This window comes from Rhizobium sp. PK7-22 (assembly GCF_056530405.1).
The window spans coordinates 2,414,703-2,431,352 of record NZ_CP096514.1 but is presented as its reverse complement, the minus strand read 5'-3'; the positions used below and the strand labels follow the sequence as shown (position 1 = coordinate 2,431,352).

The window sequence follows — 16,650 nt, the reverse complement described above, 5'->3', positions numbered from 1 at the left end:
AACGCGACGGCAACCGCCGCGTCACGCCAAGCCCGATCCGCGCTCACAAGGTTAAGAAACCATTCGTTAATTTTTTGTTCATCATCTGCAATTGCGGCCGTATCAGTCACTGGACAGGCCCGGGAAATCGGTGCGCGTGCCATAAAAGCCACGTCGCCTCTGATCCCCCCTGCCGAGGGGCCCACAAATCCGTATTTGCCACCACCCGACGATGGTATAGAAAGCCGTCGTCGGCCTTGCGCGTCGGCGATTTGTTGAATAACTCCGGCACGACTATTGCGCGCAACAGAGGCAAAGACATGGCATCGACCCGCTCCGAATCCGACACCTTTGGCCCGATCGAGGTCGCAAGCGACCGTTATTGGGGAGCCCAGGCCCAGCGCTCGCTCGGCAACTTCAAGATCGGCTGGGAGAAGCAGCCGGTTGCAGTGATCCGGGCACTCGGGATCGTCAAGCAGGCTGCCGCCCGCGCCAACATGGATCTGGCCGGCCTCGACAAGGACCTCGGCCAGGCGATCGTGGACGCCGCCCAGGAAGTCATCGACGGCAAGCTCAACGAGCATTTCCCGCTGGTGGTCTGGCAGACGGGCTCGGGCACGCAGTCGAACATGAACGCCAACGAGGTGATCTCGAACCGCGCCATCGAAGTGCTCGGCGGCACCATGGGCTCCAAGAAGCCGGTGCATCCGAACGACCACGTCAACATGAGCCAGTCGTCGAACGACACCTATCCGACGGCGATGCATATTGCCTGCGCCGAGGAGATCGTCCGCCATCTCGTGCCGTCGCTGACGCATCTGCACGCGGCCCTCGACGCCAAGGCGAAGGCGTTCGCCCACATCATCAAGATCGGCCGCACTCATACGCAGGACGCCACGCCCCTGACGCTTGGCCAGGAATTCTCCGGCTACGCCGCCCAGGTCGCCTCGGCGATCAAGCGCATCGAACTGACCCTGCCCGGCCTCTACGAGCTCGCCCAGGGCGGAACCGCCGTCGGCACCGGCCTGAATGCGCCGGTCGGTTTCGACAGGAAGGTCGCCGAGGAGATCGCCACGATCACCGGCCTCCCCTTCGTCACAGCGCCCAACAAGTTCGAGGCGCTGGCTGCCCATGACGCCATGGTTTTTGCCCATGGCGCGATCAATGCCGCAGCAGCGGCCCTCTTCAAGATCGCCAACGACATCCGCTTCCTCGGCTCCGGCCCGCGCGCCGGTCTCGGCGAATTGTCGCTGCCGGAAAACGAGCCTGGCTCTTCGATCATGCCGGGCAAGGTCAATCCGACCCAGTCGGAAGCCCTGACGCAGGTCTGCGCCCATATCTTTGGTAACAATGCCGCCATCACCTTCGCCGGCAGCCAGGGGCACTTCGAGCTCAACGTCTACAATCCGATGATGGCCTACAATTTCCTGCAGTCCGTGCAGTTGCTCGGCGATGCCGCCGTCTCCTTCACCGACAACTGCGTCACCGGGATCGAGGCGCGCGAGGACAACATCCGCAAGGGCGTCGAGAACTCGCTGATGCTGGTGACCGCCCTCAACGGTAAGCTCGGCTACGACACCTGCGCCAAGATCGCCAAGACGGCGCACAAGAACGGCACGACGTTGCGTGAAGAGGCAGTCGGCGGCGGCTATCTGACGAACGAGGAGTTCGATCACTATGTCCGGCCCGAAAACATGATCGGACCCCGTTAACCCGATCTTCAAGGTTGCACGGTCGGGACGGTCGGCAGAGGGAATTTTTCATCCTGTGGTTGCCGCCGTCCCTGCCTCGATCTCTGGATGCGCTACGAGCGTCCGTCATCATCTATCTGATTATGCTGCACATTCTCAAAAAATGTGAAGTGGAACGCTCAACGGATCGAGTATTTCGTGCTTCGGGCGCAGTTCCCGCCCTTAATTCTTTTCCAATATTTCTCATATAATTTTGCACTAAAGCAGATCATGTGAATCTATGGAGGGCTCGATGACCGCGGCTAGCGCGCCGAAGGCGCATGCGACAGATGTCGTCAGTCAGATCGTCTATGCCCTGAGGACGATGGGTGTCTCCCCAATCCCCCGGAACTACCAGCTGTTCTACGAGGCCTACATCGGTGCCAACGGGGCGTTGACCCAACGGCTGGCCGCTATGGGCAATTATGCCAGCCAGGAGGATCTGGATGCCTTGGCTTCGGAATTCCTCGGGACGCACCATGTCGAGGTCATCGAACGGGTGCATGGCAAGCTGATCGGTGAACTTGAGGGCTTGCTGACCCTGCTTCGCCAGGAGCAGCGTGCCATGGAAAGCTACACGAAGCTGCTGGGAGAAACCGCCGCCCGCATCAATTCCAAGGCCAGCATTTCCTCCGACATCGTTCGCAGCGCCATCAGCCTTCTCACAGACGCAACCGGCGGCCAGATGGCCCATGGGGAGCGGACGGTGGAGACGATGACGGAGCATTCGCAGGAGATGGACGAGGTCCGCCGCGAACTCGACGAGTACAAGCGGATCGCCAATACCGATTCCCTGACCAGGCTTTCCAACCGCCGCGCCTTCGACGAGAAGCTTGCAGGGCTCTACGACGCCGCCGGCAATCTTCCGGTCGCCGCGCTGGTGCTTGCAGACATCGACAATTTCAAGAAGATCAACGACAGCTTCGGCCATCCGGTGGGCGACAAGATCCTTGCCACCGTCGCCTCCGTCATCCGCGCCAACGTCCGCAAGGATCTCTTCGTGGCACGCACCGGCGGAGAGGAATTCGCCATCATCGTCGAGGGCAACACCGCCGACGAGGTCATGGTGATCTGCGAACGCATTCGCTGCGCGCTCGAAACCCGTAGCTTCCGCAACTCGCGCTCGGGCGTTCAATATGGCCCGATCACCATTTCGCTCGGCTATTCCATGGGCTCGCAGGCGGATGATGCCAGCGGGCTCTACGCCAACGCCGACATTGCCCTCTACCATGCCAAGCACGCGGGCCGGAACCGGAGCGTCTTCTTCGATGAGGCGATGCGCAACGACTATGCCGGCAAGAACTGGCTGATCTACCGGGGCTGAGCCCTACCACATGGTCGCGGCGGCGCGCGCCGGCCATTCCCGGTCGTAGCTCTCCTGATCGAAGTCGGCCTTTGCCGCCTTCAGAAGCTGTCCGGGTGTGGGCAGGCTCGAGGCTTCCACGAAGCGCTCCGGGTCCCACAGCCCCGCACGCATGATGGCGCGGGCGCACTGGAAATAGACCTCTCCGATGGTGATCACCGTAACGCTGCGCGGATGGCGAGCGTCCACCTCGAAGCTTTCCAGCAGGCTTGGCTCCACGGAGATGACGGCGCGGCCGTTGACGCGCATGGCGGTTGTCGAGCCGGGAATGAGAAACATCAGGGCCACACGGGGGTCGCGGACGATATTGAGAAGCGAATCGATCCGGTTGTTGCCCCGCCAGTCCGGCAACAGCAGCGTCGCATTGTCCTGGATGCGGACGCAGCTGCCGGCGTCGCCGCGCGGCGAGCAGTCGAGCCCCTCCGGGCCCACCGTCGCCAGCGCCATAAAGGGCGAGGCCTCGATCATGCGCCGGTATTCCGGCGTCAGCGTCCTGGTGACCTTGGCCATGGATGCTTCCGACGCATCCGCGTAGATCTGCTGCAGTTCTTCGATGGTCCGGATGATTGTCATGATGCCCTCGTCGCGGTCTCTTTGCTCGCGCCGTGCGACACTAGAATGACAAGAGGTGCAGGACAACGCCTCACGCCGCCGAGCTGCGGCTCCCTTCCACCGGCTCATCCGTCAGAAAGCCGCGGATCGTTTCGATGACCTCCGGGGCGCTGATGATGCGGCGATGACCGAGGCCGTTGGCCCAGTGGATCCGGGCCGACGGCACAGAGGCATAGCGACGGGCATGGTCGGCATCGACCTCCTTGTCGTCTTCGGCATGCACCACGAGGAGCGGCGTGCCGAGTCGGTCTGCCACCTTGACCGTGTCGAAGTCCGCGATCCTGGCGCCGGCAACCTCCTCGGCATGCCGTATCAGTCCGTGCTTGACGGCTGCATTCAGTCGGAGCTGCCGCGCGAACCCGTCGAAGAGCCATTCGATGCGGGTCGGCGCCCCGATCACCACCAGGCGCCGGGGCGAAATCCGGCCTGCCTCCCGCATCACCCCGCCGGCCGCCAGCATCAGGCTGGCGCCGCCGAAGGAATGGCCGACGGCACCATCGAAGGGTCCGAACCGACGCTCCGCCTCCACCATGGCGTCGACCGCCATCCGCATGTGCAGTCCCCGGCCGCTCGATTGCCCGTGGCCGGGGAAATCGAGAACGATCACCTCCGCGCCGTCAGCAGAAAGCCCCTGCGCGAGAGCCGAGATATAGGCCGCCGCCGATCCCCAGCCGTGGACGATGAGGATGCGGCGGCGCGGCTCCGCGCCCCTCCCGTTGAAGCGGTAGGCCATCACGTTCGACTTGCCGACGGGAAAGGGCGTGGCTTGCGCGAGCGCCAGTCGCTTTCGGCCCTCTGCGTGCACCTTTCGCGCCTTGTCACCCGCCGGGCGTCTGGAGGGCGTTGCGCAAAAGAGCGCGAACGCCAGCCGGCTGGTCGCGCCCGGCGCCAGTTTTCCGCCCATCGCCAGAATGGGACGGATGACCTTCAACGCAAATGATGGCATGGTGGGACATCCCGATAATGTTCAATATTGAACAATAAAGTACAGCAATGAACAAAAATCAATCCCTCCCGTGGGATCATCCCCGTTTCAAGAGCTGGGTCAGCGTCGCCCGCGCCTGCCAGCTGATGCAGGCGACCCTCACGCGGGAGCTGGCGCCGCTCGACATCAAGCCGCCGCATCTCGACATTCTCGCCAACCTCTATCGCTTCGAGGGCCTGTCGCAGCAGGAGCTGGCGCGCAAACTGCTCGTCGGCCGCTCCAACATCAGCATGACGCTGCCGCAGATGGAGCGGCGCGGGCTGATCGAACGGCGTGGCGACAGCCGCGACAAGCGCGTGCTGCGGCTCTACCTCACCGCCGACGGACGGCAGCTGGCGGAACGGGCGATGCAGATCCAGACCGCCGTGATCGAGCGCTCGCTGTCGGTCAATTCGCTCGAGCAGTGCCTGGGAACGGCGGAGGCCATGGAGCGCATCATCCTTGCGCTTCAGGCCGAGTACGACGACAGCTAAACGTCGGATGGACTCAACGCCGGGGATCGCGGCTGAGACCTTTTTCCGCCAGCTCCTTCTCATAGTCGGCAAAGAGGCGATCGCCGTCCTCGCCGAGCTCGCGAAGGTAGCGCCAGGTGAAGATGCCGCTATCGTGACCGTCGTCGAAGCCGATCCGCACCGCGTAGTTTCCGGCCGGAGTCAGGCTGCCGATCGCGACGTTCCGCTTGCCCGGCACCGTCACCTTCTGACCCGGCCCATGACCCTGAACCTCCGCGGACGGCGACAGGACACGCATCATCTCAGCCGGCAGCGGAAAGGCGCGCCCGTCGTTGAAGGTGACGTTGAGCACTCGCCGGTCCTTGGACACCCGCAACTCCGTCGGCCATAAATCGGTCATGTCGCTTCCGCTCCTCATTGATGCGCCCCACGATTAGAAGCTTGCCGGCTGCGTCGCAACCCGCTTCCACCCTTGACGAAGCGACCGATCCCGCCCACTTTCGTCATTCAGGAGAATGCGCTTTGAACACTCTGGCAGGACCACTGGGCAACGCACGCCCTTTCACGACCCAGAAGACACCGATGATCGATCCGTTTCAACGGGCGGTCACCTACCTGCGCGTGTCGGTGACCGATCGCTGCGATTTCCGCTGCACCTACTGCATGGCGGAAAACATGACCTTCCTTCCGAAGAAGGACCTTCTGACGCTCGAGGAGCTCGAACGGCTCTGTTCCGCCTTCATCGCCAAGGGGGTGCGCAAGCTGCGTCTGACGGGCGGCGAACCGTTGGTGCGCAAGAACATCATGCATCTCGTGCGAGCCCTCGGCCGCCAGATCGAGGCCGACAATCTCGACGAGCTGACGCTGACGACCAACGGGTCGCAGCTCGCGCGCTATGCGGATGAACTCTACGACAGCGGCGTGCGCCGCATCAACGTCTCGCTCGACACACTCGACCCGGTCAAATTCAAGGAGATTACCCGCTGGGGCGATTTCTCCAAGGTCATGGAAGGCATCGACGCTGCCCAGAAGGCGGGCCTGAAGGTCAAGCTCAACGCGGTGGCGCTGAAGGACTTCAACGAGCACGAGATCGCCGACATGCTGCGCTTCGCTCATGGCCGCGGCATGGACATGACGGTGATCGAGACCATGCCGATGGGCGAGATCGAGGAAGACCGCACCGACCGCTACCTGCCGCTCTCCAAGCTCAAGGCGGATCTCGAGCAGCAGTTCACCCTCACCGATATCCCCTATAAAACGGGGGGTCCTGCGCGCTATGTCGAGGTTGCGGAGACCGGTGGCCGGCTGGGCTTCATCACGCCCATGACCCATAACTTCTGCGAGAGCTGCAACCGTGTACGCCTCACCTGCACCGGCACCCTCTACATGTGTCTCGGCCAGAACGATGCCGCAGACCTGCGCACGGCCTTGCGGGCCTCCGACGACGACGCCTATCTGGCGGCTGCCATCGACGAGGCGATCTCGCGCAAGCCGAAGGGGCATGATTTCATCATCGACCGCGATCGCCAGCGCCCGGCCGTCGCGCGCCACATGAGCGTTACCGGCGGCTGAACGGAAGAAGATACCCTTGTCATCCGCCCTGCCCGGCCGCGCCTGCGGCACCTGCACGCTGTGTTGCCGGCTGCCGGAAATCGATGCCTTCGCAAAGCCTGCCAACGCCTGGTGCAGCCATTGCATTCCCGAACGGGGCTGCGCCATTTACGCAGCCCGTCCGGCACTTTGCCGGGATTTTCTCTGCCTGTGGATGACGTCGGAGGCATTCGGTCCGGAATGGACGCCGTCGACCACCCATATGATGGTCTACGCGCAAGGTCCGCAGACGACGGTGCTGGTCGACCCCGCCTATCCGGATGCCTGGAGGACGGAGCCCCATGCGTCACAGCTTCGCCGTCTTGCCGCAGAGGCCGAATCCTCCGGCGGCTATGTCATCGTCTTCGTCGGCGACGCGGTCTTCAAGGTCGAACCCGATACCGGGCAGAACGACGAAGGCCGCCGCGAGTAAACCATCGCGACGGCCTGAGAGAGACCGGTCAGGTCCGATGGGCTTAAGCGGCCCGTCCTCGTCTTGGTGCGTGATACTGGACATCGTCGCCCGTCTTGAACCGGTCGATCTTGTCGGTCAGGGTCTCGACCCGCTGGCGCAGTCCGTGGATCTCGGCGTTGTTTTCCTCGACCATCGCGGCATTCTGCTGCGTGATCAGCTCGACCTCGTGCACCGCATGCGTCACCTCCTTGATGCCCGTCGACTGCTCGGCCGTGGCTGCCGAAATCGCCGCGACCAGTTTGCGCACGTCACTGACGTGGGTGATGATCTGGCTCAGCGCCTCACCGGTCTGCTCGACCAGTTGCACGCCGTCATTGACCTGCGTCGAGCTTGCGGAGATCAGGCCCTTGATCTCGCGGGCGGCACCCGCGCAACGCTGCGCCAATTCGCGGACCTCCTGGGCGACGACCGCAAAGCCCCGTCCTGCCTCGCCGGCGCGGGCCGCCTCGACGCCCGCATTCAGCGCCAGCAGATTGGTCTGGAAGGCGATTTCGTCGATCACACCGATGATCGTGGCGATCTTTTCGGATGAGCGGCTGATCTCGCCCATGGCACCGACGGCGCGCGAGACGACTTCACCCGATCGCACCGCAAATTCCTCGGTCTCATTGACGGAGGTCGCCGTCTTTCGGGCACTTTCGGCTGTCGAACCGACGATCTCGCTCAACTGGCGAAGGGCGCGCGAGCTCTGCTCCAGCGCTGCCGCCTGCTGTTCCGTGCGCCGCGCCAGATCGTCGGCGGAAGCGGCAAGGTTGCCGGTGCCGCCATTGATCTCGCCGGTGGTCGCTCGCACGTCGGCAAGCGTCGTCCGCAGCGCCTCCACGGCGCTGTTGTAGGTCTTTGCCATCGGCACGAAATCCTGGGCCAGGTTCTCGTTCATGGTTTGCTGCAGGTCACCCTCGGCCAGTTGGGTCAGGGCGTCGGAGAGAGCCTCGAGTGCCGCATGCTGCTCGGCGGCGATGCGCGCACGCTCTTCGGCCCGCCGCGCCGATTCGGCGCCGGACTGTTGACGGGCTGCCGCCGCCTCTTGCTCCAGCCGGACGTTCTCTACCGCCGCATCGCGGAAGACGGTGACCGAGCGCACCATGTCGCCGATCTCGTCGCCGCGCTCGCGGCCTTCGATGCTGACCTCCAGGTCGCCGTCAGCCAGCCGCCTCATTACGTCGGTGACCCGCCGAAGCGGCCCGCGCAGCGTCTCGACCAGCATCAGTCCGCCGGCGATCGCCAGCAGCGTACCGACGATCATGGCAATCATCGACAGGTTGGCGGAGCGTTCGCTGTCTTCCTTGCCAACCTCCTGCGCTTCGGCCACGAAGGTCTTCAGGCCGGCCATGGCGTCCGAGAGCGTCTGTGATGCGGCGGCACGCGCCTCGCGCCACTCGGTCTCGATCGCGAGCATGGCCGCCGAAGCGGCGTCCAGCGCGGCAAGCGGCGTCTCGAGGCTGGTCGCGAAGGCGCTCATTGCCGCATTGCTATTGCCCAGCTCGGACACCCGGGCAGCCGATGTCCGCATCGCGGCAATATCGGCCAGCACCACCTGCCGGGCCTCGTCCGTCAGTTCGCCGCGCAGGCGCTCCATGTGCAGTTGCAGGGCATCGCCCGCCGTCAGCGATGTCCCCACCTCCGCCAGGAGGTTCTTCAGCGTCGTCACTTCGCCTTCGAGATTGGCAAACCGCTCCGCCGCGTCGCCGGATTTGGTCAGCACGTTCTGCTGCAGCTCGCTCTGGAAACGGGTGAAGCCGCTGGCGCCGATACGCAGGGCCTGCGCCTTTTCAGGGCCCGACGGACCGGTGGTCGCGACGGCAAGCAGGCGCTCTGCACCCTCGCGGATGGGCGCCATGGCCTCCAGAACCTTGTCGCCTGCGACGGACTTGATGGCCTCGAACTCGTCCAGCACCGCCTGCGCCTGCACCTCGGCAGCCTTGGCCGTACCCTCGTCGGAGCCCGCATTGCGAACCGCGTTGCGCATGGTGTCCAGCGTGTCGGCAATCGACTTGTAAGCAAAGGATTCAAACAGCGCACTCTTGGCGAACCGCTCCTGGCCGTCAAACTTCTTGCGCAGGTTGCCGAGCCGCTGGTCGATGCCAGCAGTCGTCTCCTGAACGGCGGCGAGCTGCGCCGCAATTTCCCCGCGGTTGGCGTCCCGCTGCTGCTTGATCGCCCAGAGCGACTGTGTGTGCTGGCGCATCGCCGGCGCCAGCGTCACGACCGCATCGATGCTCTGCCGGTCCGCCTCGTTCACCAGCAGGCCCTCGAGCACCTGGACACCCTTCTGCTGCCGCTCGATCCCGGCGTTGAGAGCCGCGAGCGTCGCCTCGTCCGGCTGCTCGCTGAAGTCCTGGAGGACGGTCTGCAGGCGCTCGAAATCGCCGATGTTCTCAATCGTCGCGCGGGTCACGGTCATGTGGCCGTTCAGCATGTTGGAGGTATAGTAGCCGGCCAGGCCGACACCGGCGATCAGGAGCACCAGGGGAATGACGAAAAGCAGGACCTTGGTGACGATCCTGCGGCTCTGAAGAAGGCGATCGATGAAGGACATGCATGCTCCGCTGGAAACCCGCCGACCTGCCATGACATCTGAAGGTGGCTGCATGAATCTCCCGCATCATGCAGGACAGCTGCACAATCGGGAAATTCACTTTAGCAACAGTTAATCTGGCAGCAGCAGATCGTGCTCCCTTGAATTGATCGGACACCGGCTCAAGAACGCGGTCGACGTACCGTCAGCGGCACAACTGGTCTGGCCGCATGGCGCGCAATGCATTAGTGACTTCTGCTGCTGCAGCGGCAAGGAATCACGCATGGCATCCTCCGACAATTCCAGGGGCGCGATCTACATGTCGCTCGCCATGGCATCCTTCACCTGCAACGACGCCCTCGTGAAGTCCGTGACCTCCTCGCTCAGCGTCGCGCAGATCATCACCGTCCGGGGCGTGATGACGACCGTGCTCGTCTATCTGGTCGCCCGCCGCCTTGGCGCGCTCCGGCCGCTGTCTGTGGTGCTGCAGCCTCTGATCCTGCTCAGAACCTTCTTCGAGATCGGCGCAACACTGACCTTCATCAGTGCGCTGGGCCGCATCGAGTTTGCCAACATCTCGTCGATCATGCAGTCGCTGCCGCTCGCCGTGACGCTCGGGGCGGCGCTGTTTCTTGGAGAACCCGTGGGCTGGCGCCGCTGGACGGCGATCATCGTCGGTTTTCTCGGCGTGCTGATCGTCCTGAGGCCGACGACGGACGGCTTCTCCTCCGCCTCGCTGCTGGTTCTCGCCGCCGTCTTCTTCACCTCGGGCCGCGATCTCGTCACCCGGCGCATCGTCGCCGACGTACCGTCGCTGACGATCACCCTCTTCACTGCAGCGGCCAACACGGTGGTCGGCGCCCTGCTGATCGTGCCGATGGGCGGCTGGCAGCCGATGAACCTGGGCAATTTCCTGCCGCTGGTGATTGCCGCGCTGCTCGTCTTCGCCGGCTATCAGGCCGTCATCATGTCGATGCGGACGGGCGAGATCTCCTTCGTCGCCCCCTTCCGCTATACCGGCCTGATCTGGGGGCTGGTGCTCAGCGTCCTCTTCTTTGGCGAGCGCCCGGACGCTTTCGTCTACCTCGGCTCCGCGGTCATCATCGTCTCCGGCCTCTACAGCTTCTACCGGGAAGGTCAGCGCCGGCGCCGGATCGCGGCGGAATCCGGCCCTGTACCACCTGTGGCGAGATGACCATGGCGAACCGACCCACACAGGAGCGACGCCCGTGAACCAGACCCGCTTTCTGGATCGCGCCACCCCGCCGCATATCGCCACCCTGGTGCTGGCGGCAGGCCTTGCGGCGATGTCGATGAACATCTTCCTGCCGTCTCTGGCGACGATGGCCGACCATTTCGACACGAGCTACGCCGTCATGCAGCTCGCCGTCTCCGGCTATCTGGCCGGAACCGCCGTCATCCAGATCGCCATCGGCCCGCTGTCGGACCTGTTCGGCCGCCGGCCGGTGATGCTCGGCGGCGTCGTGCTGCTTCTTCTCGGCACCGTCATCTGCCTTCTGGCCCCCACCGTCACCGTCTTCATGATCGGGCGGATCCTGCAGACCGGGGTGATCGCCGGCATCGTGCTGTCGCGCGCGGTCGTGCGCGACATGGTGCCGATGGACGAGGCCGCCTCTATGATCGGCTATGTCACGATGGGCATGTCCGTCGTGCCGATGATTGCGCCGACGCTCGGCGGCGTCCTCAACGATCTGTTCGGCTGGCAGGCGAGCTTCTTCGTTCTCTTCCTCGCCGGGGTCTTCGTGCTGCTTCTGGTCTGGCGCGACCTTGGCGAAACCAATACCGCGCAGTCGGCAAGCTTTGGCGCGCAGTTCCGCAGCTGGCCGCAGCTTCTGCGCTCCCGCCGCTTCTGGGGCTACACGCTGACCGCGATGTTCTCCTCCGGCATCTTCTTCAGCTTTCTCGGCGGCGCGCCCTTCATCGGCAGCGTCATCTTCCAGCTGTCGCCATCCGCGCTCGGGCTCTATTTCTTCACCATGGCGGCCGGCTACATGCTCGGAAACTTCCTGTCGGGCCGATACGCACGCAGCGTCGGGATCGGGCCGATGATGCTGTCGGGCAATCTCGTCAGCCTGATCGGGGTCGCGCTCGCCCTTCTGTTCCTGATGCTCGACACCGGCCACCCCTTTGCCTTCTTCGGTCCGCTGTCGCTGATCGGCGTCGGCAACGGCCTGACGCTGCCCAGCGCCAATGCCGGCATGGTGAGCGTCCGGCCGCATCTGGCCGGCTCAGCATCCGGCCTCGGCGGCGCCATCACGCTGGGCGGCGGTGCCGCACTTTCGGTCCTGGCAGGCTCGGTGCTGACGCCGCAGACTGGCACCCTGCCTCTTCTCGTGGTCATGCTGGTGACGGTCATCTTCGCGCTCCTCTCCACCGAATACGTCCGCTGGATCGACCGCCGTGAAGGCGCCCTCGACGACGGAGGCCGGCCATGACTGCCCCTCGCCCGCCAGCCCTGATTCTCGCCGGCGGCAAGTCGAGCCGCATGGGGTCCGACAAGCTTCTGCTGCCTTTCGGCGGAGGCACGCTGCTGGCTCACATCCTTGCGCGCCTTGCGCCGCAGGTCTCAGACATCTCATTGAACGCCAACCCCGGTCTTTCGCCGGCTCACGGCATTCGCGCCGTACCCGATACGGTGACCGGACAGCCCGGTCCTTTGGCAGGCGTGCTGGCCGGATTGCGCGACCTTGCCGAACGCGCACCGGGAGAAACCCATCTCCTGACGGTCCCCTCCGACGTCCCGTTCTTCCCGACGGATCTGGTGGCGCGCCTGCGGGAACCGGCGCCTGACACCAACGGGATCACAATAGCCGCCTCCGATGGCCGGACGCATCCGGTCTTCGGCCTCTGGCCGGTGGCCCTTGCCGACGACCTGGAGGAGTGGATCAGTGACCCGCAGAACCGGCGGATGTCGGCCTTCCTCGCACGCCACCCGACGATCACAGTCCCCTGGGAGCTTGTCGAGACGCCGGTCGGCCTGCTCGATCCGTTCATGAACGTCAACACGCCGGCCGACCTCGAAGAGGCGCGCCGCTTCCTGGAGGTCCAGCCGTGACAGCCCCTAGGGTCTTCGGCATCGCCGGCTGGAAGAATTCCGGCAAGACGGGCCTGGCGGTCCGCCTGGTCGAGGAGTTTACTCGTCGCGGCTACCGCATCTCGACGATCAAGCACGCCCACCACGACTTCGACATCGACAAGGTGGGCGCCGACAGCTACCGCCATCGTCAGGCGGGTGCGCACGAGGTGGCGCTCGTTTCCGGGACGCGGTTTGCGATCATGCACGAACTGCGGGGTGAGCCGGAGCCGGCTTTCGCTGACATTCTTGCCCGGCTGGCACCTTGCGACCTCGTCTTGATCGAGGGCTACAAGCGCGAGCCTGTGCCGAAGATCGAGGCGCGCCGGCTGGACGCGAAGAACCGGGAGCCGCTGGCGCCCTCCGATCCGCACATCGTCGCGATTGCCGCGGATCATCCGGTCGCGGACGCCACCCTGCCGATCTTCGACCTCGACGACACCGTAGCCATCGCCGATTTCATCGCCGCGGCGACAGCGCTTCCCCCGAAATAGAAAAAGCCGCCGGATCGCTCCGGCGGCCTCTGTTCGTGATGTTGCACTGCTTACTGGTTGGAAGCGACCGGCTTCACCAGCGGCGTGATGCGCCGGATGGTGACGCGGCGGTTGTCCTGTTCCGGACCTTCGGTACGGATCTTCAGGAAGCGCTCGCCGTAACCCTGGGTCGCAAGGTTTTCCGGCGGAATACCGAAGGCGTCCGTGAGGACCACGGCAACCGATTCCGCCCGCTCGTCGGAGAGGATCAGGTTGCTTTCGTCCGAACCGACCGCGTCGGTGTGGCCTTCGATCAGGAAGGTTTCCGCCGGGTTCTCCTCCAGGATCTTGTTCATCGCTTCGGCGACCTTGCGCAGCGAGCTTGCCTCGTTCATCGGAATTTCGGCACTGCCGGTCGCGAACTTGACCGTGTCGAGATCGATGCGACGCGCCTTGTCGCGGATACGGGCCGAGTGGCGGACCTCATCCAGCGAGTAGACACGTTCCACCTGTTCGACCGGCGGCTGGTCCAGGAACTCGTAGTAGTCACGGTCCGGATTGCTCGATGTGTCGATGATGTACTGGTCGAGCGGCACGCTAAGGCGCATCGGCGGCAGGTCGAGGGCCGGATCACGCCAGACGTAGTCGGCATCTTCGTAAAGCTCCGGTGCATAGTAGAGCACGTATTCCTCGCCATCCACGATGCGCGAACGCTGAACAACGGAACCGGAACTGTTGCGGATCGTCACCACCTGCACGCCGCCCGGCCGTTCCACGACCTCGCGATAACGCTCACCCGGCAGACGTTCGTAGTAGACGTCGCCGTCGTCGCCGTAGAAGCGCGACGTATCGTCGTGGTAGACCACCGGCCGCTCACCGATCGAGATGATGATGCGGGCTTCGCCACCGCGATCATCGCGGCCGTCGCGGTCGCGGCGTCCGTCACGACGGTCGCCGTCCCGCCTGTCACGGTCGCCGTCCCGATAACCCCAGCCTTCAGTGCGACGGTATTCCGGACGACCATCGATGCGCTCGCCGGCTTCAGCGGTGGAGGCACGAAACTCGGACCGCTGTCGCGCCTGCATCGGAGCCTGCGCCTCGGCATCGGAGGTTGGTGCGGCGACGGGCGCAGAGGCCTGTGCGGGTGCCTGAGCAGGAGCCGGGGCTGTGCTGCCGTCAGCCGGTGCGGCTGTCGTGCCGGCCGGGGCGGTTGCAACCGGTGCGGTTTCCTTCTGGCTGTCGAGTACGGCAGCGCCATTCTCGACCGGCAGGACGGCTGTCTCGCCTTCCTGGGCAGCAGACGGATCGTCGGCGATCTGCTGGGCACGCTGCACATCTTCCGTTGTCGTTGCAACCGGAGGCTGGCCGGCCGGTGCGGCTTGACCTGCCTCTGGTGCGGCAGCACCCTCGGTGGTGGTCTGCGCCGGGGCGCCGGTCGTCCCATCGGCCGGAGCCGTTTCGGTAGCGCCTTCCGTTGCGGTGGCCGGAGCTTCGCCTTCCGGCAGCACGACCGGAGCGTCAGCCGCAGGAGCCTCTGCAGGCTGTTGCGTGCTCTCAGATGTCGGAGCGGTCTCTTCGCTGGCCGGTGCCGTCCCTTCGGCAGGCTGCTCGCTGGTCGCAGCCGGAGCCTGTTCTTCCGCTGGAGCCTCGTCGGCCTCAGGCGCAGTCTCTGCTGCAGGAGCCTCCTCGGCAGGGGCTGCTTCTGGCGCAGCCTCGGCTGGTGCTTCTTCTGGAGCGGCCTCTGGCTCCGGTGCGGCCTCGGGCGCCGCCTCCGGCTCTGGCTCGGGCTCGGGCGTCGGCACGGCTTCCGGCTCGGGTGCCGGTGCCTCTGGCTGCACTTCGGCCGGCGCTTCCTGAATTACTTCCGGAGCGGGTTCCGGGGTAGCCTCGGCTGGCGCCTCTTCTGCAGGCGCTTCTTCTGCGGGTGCTTCTTCGGCGGGTGCTTCTGCCGGCGCCTGTTCCTCTTCCGGAACAGCACCCGGCGGCAGGATCACGGAGCCCTGGACGCGAATGACATCGCCTGTGCTGGCGGCCGGAATGGCGGTCTTCGGTGGTACGGCAAATGCCGGCTGCATCATCAGCGGCAGCGACACGAGCGGCGCTGCGACACTGGCAAACAGTCTGGATTTAATTGACATCAATATCTCCTCGACTTGGGATGTCATCCCTTCTTCCCGCGTCCTTGTTGCCGGACGTCGGCGCATCTAGCGCGGAGCCGAAACGGGGCGCTCCTGCTTTTGTTCCGGCTGAACTTGCCCTGCCGTGCCTGAACCCCGTGTGAATGGCTCTGACGCGACGATTGCGTGTTGCCGCCTCCCCTCGAGAAGGTGCGGTGGGGCCGTTCCGGTGGCGCAGTGCACGTAAAATGCCGTTGCATTTTCATCCGGCCCGGTATCTAAAAAACGGATGGTCGGAGCATGCTCCGGGCCCGCCAGGCATGGAGACGACAAGATCAACAGCCATGCCGGCCACCAACAGAGAGGATCATCATGCGTATCGCCACTCACTTCTTCGCCGCCGCATCGATTGCTGCGGTTGCCCTGTTCTCCGGTTCCGCATCGGCTCAGGAAAAGATCGTCATCGGCACGGAAGGCGCGTATCCGCCCTTCAACAGTCTGGAGTCCGACGGCACGCTCACCGGCTTCGACATTGAAATCGCCCGGGCGCTCTGCGAACAGATGACGGTCACCTGCGAGTTCGTCACCAACGACTGGGACGGCATCATTCCGGCGCTGCAGTCGAAGAAGTTCGACGCCATCATCGCCTCCATGTCGATCACCCCGGAACGCCTCGAGCAGGTCGACTTCTCCAAGAAGTACTACAACACCCCGCCGGCGATCGCCGTGCCGAAGGATAGCGACATCAAGGAAGCCACGCCCGAGGCACTGGCCGGCAAGGCACTCGGCGCCCAGGGCTCCACGACCCACGCCAACTATGCCGAAAAGCACATGGCGGAATCGGACCTGAAGCTTTATCCAACCGCCGACGAGTACAAGCTCGACATCGAGAACGGTCGCGTCGATGCCGTCATCGACGACATCGTCGTGCTCTCGGAGTGGGTGAAGTCGGACGCCGGCGCCTGCTGCAAGGTGCTGGGTGCGCTGCCGGTCGATGAAGAAATCAACGGCCAGGGCGCAGGGATTGCCGTGCGCAAGGGTGAGACGGAACTCGCCGACCGCTTCTCCGCTGCCGTCCTCGCCATCCGCGAGAGCGGCAAGTACAAGGAAATCAACGACAAGTACTTCGACTTCGACGTTTACGGCGAATAAGGCACGGACTGCGAAAGCCATTGTTGGCGGAAGGCTTGCCCTTCCGCCAATTTTCTTTCTACAACAGGTCAACGATAACAAGCGGCACAGCCGCAAGGGGAAAGCAGTTT

Annotated in this window: 15 protein-coding genes; 10 read left to right on the top strand and 5 right to left on the bottom strand. The window is 64.5% G+C overall.

Going from position 1 to position 16,650, the window contains the following annotated elements:
- The first annotated feature begins 299 nt into the window (after positions 1-299).
- On the top strand, positions 300-1,691 hold the full coding sequence (gene fumC, locus M1E10_RS16635; protein WP_499173928.1) for a class II fumarate hydratase: 1,392 nt from the start codon (positions 300-302) through the stop codon (positions 1,689-1,691).
- Positions 1,692-1,962: 271 nt separating this feature from the next.
- Positions 1,963-3,033 (top strand): GGDEF domain-containing protein, encoded by a 1,071-nt coding sequence (locus M1E10_RS16630; protein WP_499173927.1) that lies wholly within the window; start codon positions 1,963-1,965, stop codon positions 3,031-3,033.
- Between the two features lie 3 nt (positions 3,034-3,036).
- Here the strand turns inward: M1E10_RS16630 and M1E10_RS16625 are convergent, their stop codons facing one another.
- A complete protein-coding gene (locus tag M1E10_RS16625) occupies positions 3,037-3,645 on the bottom strand; it encodes a pyridoxamine 5'-phosphate oxidase family protein (protein WP_499173926.1) in 609 nt (202 codons plus the stop codon).
- A 70-nt stretch (positions 3,646-3,715) separates the two neighbouring features.
- Entirely contained in the window at positions 3,716-4,630 is a 915-nt protein-coding gene (locus M1E10_RS16620; protein ID WP_499173925.1) for an alpha/beta fold hydrolase, read from the bottom strand.
- 47 nt (positions 4,631-4,677) lie between these two features.
- Between M1E10_RS16620 and M1E10_RS16615 the strand changes: the two genes are divergently transcribed.
- A complete protein-coding gene (locus M1E10_RS16615; protein WP_499173924.1) occupies positions 4,678-5,142 on the top strand; it encodes a MarR family winged helix-turn-helix transcriptional regulator in 465 nt (154 codons plus the stop codon).
- A gap of 13 nt (positions 5,143-5,155) precedes the next feature.
- Here M1E10_RS16615 and M1E10_RS16610 read toward each other — a convergent pair whose 3' ends face one another.
- A complete protein-coding gene (locus M1E10_RS16610) occupies positions 5,156-5,521 on the bottom strand; it encodes a gamma-butyrobetaine hydroxylase family protein (RefSeq protein WP_499173923.1) in 366 nt (121 codons plus the stop codon).
- Between the two features lie 122 nt (positions 5,522-5,643).
- Between M1E10_RS16610 and moaA the strand changes: the two genes are divergently transcribed.
- Both moaA and M1E10_RS16600 read left to right on the top strand, forming a co-directional pair.
- Positions 5,644-6,693: a GTP 3',8-cyclase MoaA gene (moaA, locus tag M1E10_RS16605; protein WP_499173922.1), complete on the top strand. Its 1,050-nt coding sequence runs from the start codon at positions 5,644-5,646 to the stop codon at positions 6,691-6,693.
- A gap of 16 nt (positions 6,694-6,709) precedes the next feature.
- The gene (locus tag M1E10_RS16600; protein WP_499173921.1) at positions 6,710-7,144 is read left to right on the top strand and encodes a hypothetical protein; all 435 of its coding nucleotides are present in this window, start codon (positions 6,710-6,712) and stop codon (positions 7,142-7,144) included.
- 43 nt (positions 7,145-7,187) lie between these two features.
- Here the strand turns inward: M1E10_RS16600 and M1E10_RS16595 are convergent, their stop codons facing one another.
- A complete protein-coding gene (locus tag M1E10_RS16595; RefSeq protein WP_499173920.1) occupies positions 7,188-9,725 on the bottom strand; it encodes a methyl-accepting chemotaxis protein in 2,538 nt (845 codons plus the stop codon).
- Between the two features lie 262 nt (positions 9,726-9,987).
- Here M1E10_RS16595 and M1E10_RS16590 point away from each other — a divergent pair, with 262 nt between their 5' ends.
- The 4 genes from M1E10_RS16590 to mobB are packed head-to-tail and all read left to right on the top strand — an operon-like array spanning position 9,988 to position 13,292.
- Complete coding sequence (locus M1E10_RS16590) at positions 9,988-10,899, top strand: DMT family transporter (RefSeq protein ID WP_499173919.1); 912 nt, start codon at positions 9,988-9,990, stop codon at positions 10,897-10,899.
- Between the two features lie 34 nt (positions 10,900-10,933).
- The gene (locus tag M1E10_RS16585; protein ID WP_499173918.1) at positions 10,934-12,160 is read left to right on the top strand and encodes a multidrug effflux MFS transporter; all 1,227 of its coding nucleotides are present in this window, start codon (positions 10,934-10,936) and stop codon (positions 12,158-12,160) included.
- Entirely contained in the window at positions 12,157-12,780 is a 624-nt protein-coding gene (gene mobA, locus M1E10_RS16580) for a molybdenum cofactor guanylyltransferase (RefSeq protein WP_499173917.1), read from the top strand. Before M1E10_RS16585 ends, mobA begins: the two co-directional genes overlap by 4 nt.
- On the top strand, positions 12,777-13,292 hold the full coding sequence (mobB, locus tag M1E10_RS16575; protein ID WP_499173916.1) for a molybdopterin-guanine dinucleotide biosynthesis protein B: 516 nt from the start codon (positions 12,777-12,779) through the stop codon (positions 13,290-13,292). The genes mobA and mobB overlap by 4 nt, the downstream gene beginning before the upstream one ends.
- A 50-nt stretch (positions 13,293-13,342) precedes the next feature.
- Here mobB and M1E10_RS16570 read toward each other — a convergent pair whose 3' ends face one another.
- Positions 13,343-15,409: an OmpA family protein gene (locus M1E10_RS16570; RefSeq protein ID WP_499173915.1), complete on the bottom strand. Its 2,067-nt coding sequence runs from the start codon at positions 15,407-15,409 to the stop codon at positions 13,343-13,345.
- A gap of 351 nt (positions 15,410-15,760) precedes the next feature.
- Here M1E10_RS16570 and M1E10_RS16565 point away from each other — a divergent pair, with 351 nt between their 5' ends.
- Positions 15,761-16,540 (top strand): ABC transporter substrate-binding protein, encoded by a 780-nt coding sequence (locus M1E10_RS16565; protein WP_499173914.1) that lies wholly within the window; start codon positions 15,761-15,763, stop codon positions 16,538-16,540.
- Positions 16,541-16,650 lie beyond the last annotated feature (110 nt).

What these genes read in the sequence shown, in the direction of transcription:
- fumC (WP_499173928.1), top strand. Translation starts at nt 300, where the DNA reads ATGGCATCGACCCGCTCCGAATCCGACACCTTTGGCCCGATCGAGGTC.
- M1E10_RS16630 (WP_499173927.1), top strand. Translation starts at nt 1,963, where the DNA reads ATGACCGCGGCTAGCGCGCCGAAGGCGCATGCGACAGATGTCGTCAGT.
- M1E10_RS16625 (WP_499173926.1), bottom strand. Translation starts at nt 3,645, where the DNA reads ATGACAATCATCCGGACCATCGAAGAACTGCAGCAGATCTACGCGGAT.
- M1E10_RS16620 (WP_499173925.1), bottom strand. Translation starts at nt 4,630, where the DNA reads ATGCCATCATTTGCGTTGAAGGTCATCCGTCCCATTCTGGCGATGGGC.
- M1E10_RS16615 (WP_499173924.1), top strand. Translation starts at nt 4,678, where the DNA reads ATGAACAAAAATCAATCCCTCCCGTGGGATCATCCCCGTTTCAAGAGC.
- M1E10_RS16610 (WP_499173923.1), bottom strand. Translation starts at nt 5,521, where the DNA reads ATGACCGATTTATGGCCGACGGAGTTGCGGGTGTCCAAGGACCGGCGA.
- M1E10_RS16595 (WP_499173920.1), bottom strand. Translation starts at nt 9,725, where the DNA reads ATGTCCTTCATCGATCGCCTTCTTCAGAGCCGCAGGATCGTCACCAAG.
- M1E10_RS16590 (WP_499173919.1), top strand. Translation starts at nt 9,988, where the DNA reads ATGGCATCCTCCGACAATTCCAGGGGCGCGATCTACATGTCGCTCGCC.
- mobA (WP_499173917.1), top strand. Translation starts at nt 12,157, where the DNA reads ATGACTGCCCCTCGCCCGCCAGCCCTGATTCTCGCCGGCGGCAAGTCG.
- M1E10_RS16570 (WP_499173915.1), bottom strand. Translation starts at nt 15,409, where the DNA reads ATGTCAATTAAATCCAGACTGTTTGCCAGTGTCGCAGCGCCGCTCGTG.
- M1E10_RS16565 (WP_499173914.1), top strand. Translation starts at nt 15,761, where the DNA reads ATGCGTATCGCCACTCACTTCTTCGCCGCCGCATCGATTGCTGCGGTT.